We start from the raw sequence: 7,133 nt of genomic DNA, 5'->3' as shown, positions 1-7,133 counted from the left end.
GGGCGAGGGAGCGACGTACCGGCACGGGCTCCGACGGCGATCAGAAACAGGGGAGTGCGCTGCCGTGCCAGCCCCTGTCCTGCGGGGCCTCGCTCCGGATGCCGCCTCTGTCGTCTTCCGATCTTTCTCACCGCCCCATCCGGGTCTTGGGCCGCGACGCCGGGCCGCCGTCCGGCCGCCGGCTAGCCACCCGGGGCCGACCGCTCGTTGCTTCACCGCTGTTCTTGGCGGGGGCCCGTGCCCGTCCGGTTGCCCTCGCCGGCGGCCCACCTGCGCGTGCCCGTCGGTCTGGCCATCGGGCCGCCCACCGGCTGCCCCGGGCGCATGCCGCAGCCGCCGCGGGCCGTCCGTGAGGCCCGCTCGGCGCCTGTGCGCAGCCGGGCCGCAGCCTACGCGGCTCGTGTCGCGTCTTGCCGGCCGGTTCGCCCGGCGGGTGAGCTCGGTGCGCTGGGCCTCTCCCAGACGTCGGGGAGCAGCAGTATGGCGAGATTTGCAATGATCACCAATGCCGCTCCCAGGAGCAGTGGAGTCGTGGTCCCGATGGTTGCCGAGACAGGGGCGGCGATGGCGAGACCGAGCGGTCGGGCCGCGAAGGAGATCAGCGTGTCGAACGACCCCACGCGCCCGAGGGCTTCTTGGGGGATCCGGCGTTGCATGGTGGTTTCCCACAGCGGGCTGAGGAGGCCGACTCCGAACATCCCCACGAAGTAGGCAGTCGCGATGATCGCAGTCGGTAGGAGAAGGGCGAACGCCGCCAGCGGGAGCGCGAAGACGGCGGCGCCCACGGCGACGCCGACCAGGGGGTGGCGCATGGGCAGCCGAGAGGCGGCGTAGATACCGGCGACCATCCCCACCGTGCCGACTTCTGCGATGACGACCCAGGCGGTGTCCCCGCCCAGATGACGTACGGCGATCATCGGGCCCAGGGTGAGGAGGAAGCCCGCCGCCAGGTGCCACACGCCGTGTCCGAGGACGTTGGCCAGGAACCAGGGATGGCGGCGGGTTTCGGCCCACCCCTCGTGGAGTTCTCCCAGGAAGGTGCTTCGCTTGGCGCGCTGGAGGGGGCGGTGTAGCCGCATGCCGCCGAGAGTGGTGGCGGACGCGATGAACAGCATGCCGGTGAGCAGGGAGGACCAGCCGGCCCCCACCAGCAGCATCAGGCCGCCGGCGGCTGCGGGAGCCGCGATCTGAGCGAGCCCTTGCGCGGCCCCGAGTTGCGCGTTGATCCGAAGGCGCTCGGGTCCGGCCACTACAGCGGCGACCAGCGTGCGGACGGCTGGTGTCCCAAAGGCCACGGCCCCGCCCGTGATCGCCGACAGCAGGGCCAGATCGAGGATCCGCACTCGGCCGTTGAGCAGTTCCGCGCCGATCGCGAGTTGCGCGGCGGCGCGTATCAGGTCCGCGGTGAGTACGACCCGCTGCGGTGGGAAGCGGTCGGCGACCACACCTGCGACGGGCAGCAGGACGAGCATGGGGAGCAGCTCGCAGGACAGCACCAGGCCGAGGTCCATGGCCGAGCCGGTGCGGACAACCGCGAGGGTGAGTGTGGTCGGGATCAGGGCGGTCGCCAGAGCCGCAACGGTGCGGCCCACCAGCAACCGCTGAATCGCAGAGGTCATGACGCGCACAGTACTTCGTCAGCTAATCTTTAGCTAGCGAAATACTTGCGGGCCAGCATACTGAAGGGATGGAGGACTCCGTCGACCGACACATCGCCCGCTGGCGCAACAAGGCGCCCTTCGACGAGCGAGCCGAAGCGATCATCACCAGGATGCAGCTACTGACCAAGCACGCCAGTCACAGCAAGCACGAAGTTCTCGCCGAAGTCGGCCTCCAGAAGTTCGAGTTCGAGACGCTGCACCGCCTCGCCTCACGCGGCAAACCGTGGCACGCCACCCCCTCGGAACTGGCGACCGAACTGATGATCTCTCCAGCCGGAATGACCGGCCGCCTCGACACCTTGGAGGAAGCGGGCCTGATCCGCAGGATCCGCAGTACCGAAGACCGCCGCCGCGTCGACATCGAACTCACCGAACTCGGACACACTCGCTGGTACGCCGCCATGAAGGTTCAGGGAGCGGCCGAGGAAGCCATGGTCGAACCGCTCGACCACGCTGACCAGGACCTCCTGATCGCCCTGCTCAAGCGCATGCTGGTCCATGTGGAGTCTGGACGGTCCGCGGCTCGCGGCTGAACCGTCGATGGCGAGCCGACATCGATCACCATGTGGTGGCGGCTCGCTGCCGGGAGGCCCAGGTCGGGGTGTGAAACTGGCGACTCGCGTCCTCCCCGGTCGGCGAGAAGCTCGCAGTCACCCTGAGTTGGTCGTGGCTGCGCGTGGAGCAGGACGAGCGCGGCGGCCACGCGGTCCTGGAGCGGGACGTCGTCGCGGTCTGTCGCCCGCCCGCATGGGAAGGGGCGGCCGCGCGATGTGAGCCGTCCACGGTCCTGGCCGGACCGTCAACGCATCGCGGCGGCCGAGCCAGACCTCCAACGGGGGACCTGCGAAGCCAAGGGCCAGTCTTCAAGACCGGCCCTTGGGCTCGCACCGGCTTGGTCAGGGGTTCCAGACCCCGGTGGGCGCTGCCGTCCGCACGTAGTCCTCGAAGGAACGTGGGGCGCGGCCGAGTGCCTCCTGTACGCCAGTGCTGATGTAGTCGTCCTCGCCGAGGCGTATGCCGTCCAGGAAGGCGGCGACGGCTTCGGCGTCCGCGATGGCGTGGCCCGCCGCGACCTGGGCGGCGACGTAGTCGGCCGGGTCCTGGTGGCGGTGGTGCAGCTCGCGGCCGACAGCAGCGCCGATGAGGGCGAGGGCCTCGGCGAAGGTGATCGCGCGGGGACCGGACAGTTCGTAGATCCTGCCCGCGTGGCCGTCGTCGGTGAGGGCGGCCACCGCGACGTCGGCGATGTCCTCGACGTCGACGAAGGGTTCACGGCCATCCCCGGCGGGAGTCGCGAGCTCACCGGCCAGGACCGCCGGGAGGAAGAAGTCCGGTGCGGAGAAGTCCTGCGAGAACCAGCAGGGCCGCAACATCGTCCATTCCAGCCCCGAATCGCGGACCGCCGCCTCCGTCTCCGGTACGCCGCCGTCGGCGTCGAGGCCGCGTACCGACAGCTGGACGATCCGTCGGACCCCGGCCGCCTTCGCCCGGCTCACCAGCTCGGCACGTTCGGGCAGGCCGAGTGTTTCGGTCGGGACGAAGTACACGGCCTCCGTGCCGGCCAGGGCCTGGTCCCAGGTGGAACGGTCGGCCCAGTCGAAGCGGATCTCCGCCGAGCGGGAAGCGGAGCGGACGGTGTGCCCGAGGGAGGTGAGGCGGGGAACGATGCGACTGCCGGTCTTGCCGGTGGCGCCGAGAACGAGGATCTGTGTCATGTCCGTCAGTCAACAGGGGTTCCCCGGGACGTTCCATGGCCGAGACGGCCAGATCCATGTGCGATCGTTCCAGCATGGATCTTCTTGACGACTACCTCGCCGGGGTCAGGGCACGCGGGGCGGTGTTCTGCAGCACGGTGAGCGTGCCGCCGTGGGGAATGCGGTTCACCGATCCGGCACCGCTGACACTCAGTGCGATGCTGCGCGGCGACGCGTGGCTCGTGCCCGCCGAGGGCGAACCGGTCGAGTTGCCGCAGGGCACCATCGCGCTCGTGCGGACGCGGTCGCCCTACGACATCGTGGATCGGCCGGGCAGCGAGGTGCGGGTGCTGGTGGACGGCGCCGACCGTTGCACCCTCGTCGGCGATCCGGGGGAAGCGAGGCGCAACTGGCGAGTGACTGGCCGCACCGTTGGGGACGCGGCGGGCAGCGCGACGGATCTCCTGGTCACCGCCGGATACCGGGGTGGTGGGGATCTGTGCCGGCCGCTGCTCGACGCGCTCCCGCCGGTCACGATCGTGCGCCCGGATTCCGCTCTTTCCGCGCTCCTCGGCCTGATCGCCGCTGAGGTCGAGCAGGACGAGCCGGGGCAGCAGATCGTCCTGGACCGCTTCTTGGACCTGCTGCTCGTCAGGGCCCTACGGACGTGGTTCGCACACCCGGGCGCCGCCCCGCCCCCCGGCTACCAGGCCCTCGCCGATCCGGACATCGGGCACGTACTGCGCCGGCTCCACGAGGAGCCGGCGCGGCCGTGGACGGTCGCCTCCCTCGCGGCCGAGGCCGGCATGTCCCGCACCGCGTTCGCCCGGCGCTTCTCAGCCCTGGTAGGGAAGCCCCCGCTGGCCTACCTCACCGACTGGCGGATGGCGCTGGCCGCCGAGCGGCTCCGGGTGCCGGGCACGACGGTGGCGGAAGTGGGCAAGGAGGTCGGGTATGCGGATGGGTTCGCCTTCAGCGTGGCCTTCAAGCGGGTGCGGGGAATGGCGCCGTCTGCTCATCGGAGCAGACCTTAGGAACATCCGGAGGGAAAGTCGTGGCTCCCAGCTGCGGGATCAGGTCCGCTGGGGAGAGCCGAGTTCACGAAGGTCCGGCAGCTGATCGAGCCGGTCAATGACCCCCTCAAGGGGCAGCTCGGCCTGAAGACGACGACGGCCGCAGCTGCGCGGGCGTCGCCATCCGCGTCGCCCAGCGCCTCGTGCCTGATGGCCGCGGCCATCAGGCACGACCACCAGACCGGCGCACCCACCCCAGGTCACTCATCGCATTCGATCACTGACCACGTCAGAAGACGTCTATGTCATCTTCTCGAGGCCAGCGCCCTTCTATGTGCAGCTGGATGAGCGCGGCGTGGGAGAGGGGGCTGGCGGGATTGGTGACGTCGCCGTTGGTGGTGTAGTCCAGGAGTACGACATCCTTCTTGCCGCGGAGCCGCTCGACCAGCTCGGTGACGCGGTGTTCAAGGACCCATCGGTAGGCAGGCAGGTAGATCCGACGCCGGGCCGTCTCGTAGGGCAGTAGCTGGTCACCGTCCAGACCGGTGCGGTGCCCCCGGACAGGGCCGTATCGACGCACAGTCCGCTTCAGCCCCTTCATCGTGGTGATCCTGAGCCTTGTGGGGTCGACGTCGGCATCCTCGAAGACCTTGAGGGCCTGCCAGATCCCCTCTACAGACTGGCTGGTCACTCCCTCGCAGTAGGGGACCGGGATCCCGCCGTGCGGGTAGAACGGACTCAGCCGCACCCACGGTTCCGGTGCCTTCGAGGTCACATCGATGACCTCTGCGCCAGGGAACGCGGAGGTCAGCGACGCCATAGCACGGCGACGGCCGGCAACACGGATCGACAACTGAAGGCTCCCTGCTTCGGGGACATGAGCCACCAAGCATCGCCGATGCCACTGACAAAGTTGGCCCTGGAGATGCGACCGACAGGGGGAGCAGACCGGTCCGCTCGGTAGTCGAGACGGCGGGCGAGTTCGGCGCCCTGCGCGCCGTCCATGGTGACCATGAAACCGCCGGGCAGGGTGGTGCCACCCAGGTGCAATACCGCGAGGTCCGCGCCGGGGAAGCGCCCGGCGATCTCCTCCAGGCCGTCGAAGAGGAGGGTGTCACCCGAGATGTACAGCCGCAGCCGCACCGCGCCGCCGTGGGGGCCGAACTCCAGCATGCTGCCTATCACCGGCGGCAGCAGGCGCCGCAGCGCGGGCTGCAGGGAGTGGCGGCCCGGCAGTGACGTCACCCGGACCTGTGTCGCCCTGCCGGAGGGTGCAGCTCTCCCAGGTGCGCAGGCCCCCGGCCTGCCGGAAGCCCTGCCAGGTGCGCAGACGGCGGGCCGCGTGCGGAGTGGTGACGATCGGCACCGACCGGTCCAGGTGCTGCCGGGCCCCGCGGTCCCAGTGGTCGCCGTGCAGGTGGGAGAGGACCACGGCATCGAGGCGCGGCAGCTCCCGCGGTTCCAGGGCCGGCCCGACGAGACGGCGGCTCGACAGCCCGTAGCCCAGGTGGGCCCGCTCGCCGCGGTGCAGGAAGTTGGGATCGGTCAGCACGGTGAGGTCGCCGTACCGCAGCAGGACTGTCGCGTTACCGATGAAGTGCAGATCAACGGCGGAGTCGTCGAAGTCGGCCATGGCACTCCTTGCCCGACGGGAGAGGACCGGTCTGTGGTGGCACGGGACGAGAGGTGGCGTCCTGACCCCCACGGAGTACCCGGCCCGGCGGCGCCTACCCGCCACCGCCCACGGGCGACTTTGGCTGTGACGGCGATCCGCCCTTGCGCCTGGCCCGACGGTGGCCGGCAGCGCCCGGCCGGAGACGTGCTCCAGGAACGGTCCGTGCTCGCCGATGCGCGCTCGGTCGCGCTCGTGTGTACCGAGATCCAAGGTCGGGGCAAGGTCGGGGCATCGTGCGGCGAGATTGCTCAGAGCGCGATGAGACCCGCCCTCGTCGGTTTGAACCCGCAGGCGTCGAAGTAGAAGGACCGCAGGTCGTCCTCGAAGTCGACGTGAAGCCATCCGCATCCGGCTTCACGGGCTTGCCGGGTGGCCTCGGCGACGAGTCCGGCTCCGATCCCGGACCGGCGACGGCCTCCCGCGACCACAGTGTCGAGGATGAAAGCGTGAACGCCGCCGTCCCATACGACGTTGACGAAGCCGACGAGGTCACCACCATCCCGTGCGCAGACCCAGCCGAGGCTGTGGCGTCGCACCCGTGCCAGCCAATCGACATCCGCGGCCGGATGGTTGAAGCCCTCTGCGTGCAGCGCATTGACCGCAACGTTGTCGAAGTCGCCCCGCCACTCATAGGTGATCGTCATGGCGCGAGCGTAGACCGTCCCCTTCCCGGGTCCTCGTCCGCAGGCAGGACGGGAAATGATCACAAGGGTCACCGTTGAGAGAGCCTCACTGTCGTTGTCAACCCCGCAGCGACTCTTGACGGCTCGTGCGCTGGCCGAGGTCTGTGTCAGGCGGTGGGGCGGGTGCCGGGGGTGTGGCCGAAGGCGCGGCGGAAGACGTCGATGAAGGCGCTGGCGGATGACCAGCCGCATCGGTGGGCGACAGCGGTGACTGGGGCGTCGTCGGCCAGGAGGATGAGGGCGTGGTGGAGCCTGATCTGGGTGCGCCATCGGGGGTAGGTGAGGCCGAGGTCGTCGCGGAGGCGGCGGGAGAGGGTGCGGGCGCTGGCACCGATCTGGCGTCCGAGGTCGTCGAGGGAGCGGTTGTCGGCCGGGTCAGCGCGCAGGATGTCGTGCAGTTCCCGGAG

General features: G+C 69.9%; 7 protein-coding genes and 2 pseudogenes. 3 read left to right on the top strand and 6 right to left on the bottom strand.

Translation table 11 applies throughout. From position 1 onward, the window contains the following. Positions 1-389: 389 nt before the first annotated feature. Positions 390-1,619, bottom strand: a complete 1,230-nt coding sequence (locus E4099_RS26535) for an MFS transporter (protein WP_135341656.1) — start codon at positions 1,617-1,619, stop codon at positions 390-392. Between the two features lie 68 nt (positions 1,620-1,687). Between E4099_RS26535 and E4099_RS26530 the strand changes: the two genes are divergently transcribed. Continuing rightward, positions 1,688-2,194 carry a MarR family winged helix-turn-helix transcriptional regulator gene (locus E4099_RS26530; RefSeq protein WP_135341655.1) on the top strand — a complete coding sequence of 169 codons (507 nt, stop codon included), beginning with the start codon at positions 1,688-1,690 and terminating at the stop codon, positions 2,192-2,194. A gap of 363 nt (positions 2,195-2,557) precedes the next feature. On the opposite strand, the gene E4099_RS26525 is transcribed toward E4099_RS26530, so the two are convergent. Continuing rightward, complete coding sequence (locus E4099_RS26525) at positions 2,558-3,376, bottom strand: NAD(P)H-binding protein (protein ID WP_135341654.1); 819 nt, start codon at positions 3,374-3,376, stop codon at positions 2,558-2,560. Positions 3,377-3,450: 74 nt separating this feature from the next. Between E4099_RS26525 and E4099_RS26520 the strand changes: the two genes are divergently transcribed. Both E4099_RS26520 and E4099_RS35275 read left to right on the top strand, forming a co-directional pair. Next, positions 3,451-4,389 (top strand): AraC family transcriptional regulator, encoded by a 939-nt coding sequence (locus E4099_RS26520; RefSeq protein ID WP_135341653.1) that lies wholly within the window; start codon positions 3,451-3,453, stop codon positions 4,387-4,389. A 69-nt stretch (positions 4,390-4,458) separates the two neighbouring features. After that, positions 4,459-4,652, top strand: a pseudogene (locus tag E4099_RS35275) (IS982 family transposase); the annotation flags it as partial. 5 nt (positions 4,653-4,657) lie between these two features. On the opposite strand, the gene E4099_RS26515 reads toward E4099_RS35275, so the two are convergent. From E4099_RS26515 to E4099_RS26500, 4 genes and pseudogenes are all read right to left on the bottom strand, one after another. Continuing rightward, complete coding sequence (locus E4099_RS26515) at positions 4,658-5,143, bottom strand: DUF6939 family protein (RefSeq protein WP_245245189.1); 486 nt, start codon at positions 5,141-5,143, stop codon at positions 4,658-4,660. Positions 5,144-5,322: 179 nt separating this feature from the next. After that, a pseudogene (locus tag E4099_RS26510) lies at positions 5,323-6,001 on the bottom strand (MBL fold metallo-hydrolase); the annotation flags it as partial. 290 nt (positions 6,002-6,291) lie between these two features. Continuing rightward, a complete protein-coding gene (locus tag E4099_RS26505; protein ID WP_135341651.1) occupies positions 6,292-6,687 on the bottom strand; it encodes a GNAT family N-acetyltransferase in 396 nt (131 codons plus the stop codon). A gap of 146 nt (positions 6,688-6,833) precedes the next feature. After that, positions 6,834-7,133: helix-turn-helix transcriptional regulator (locus tag E4099_RS26500; RefSeq protein WP_135341650.1), on the bottom strand; the 300-nt coding region annotated here is incomplete at its 5' end.

The organism is Streptomyces palmae (assembly GCF_004684805.1).
GTDB lineage: Bacteria > Actinomycetota > Actinomycetes > Streptomycetales > Streptomycetaceae > Streptomyces > Streptomyces palmae.
The sequence above is the reverse complement of the archived record's forward strand: the minus strand, read 5'-3'. Positions and strand labels throughout refer to the sequence as shown.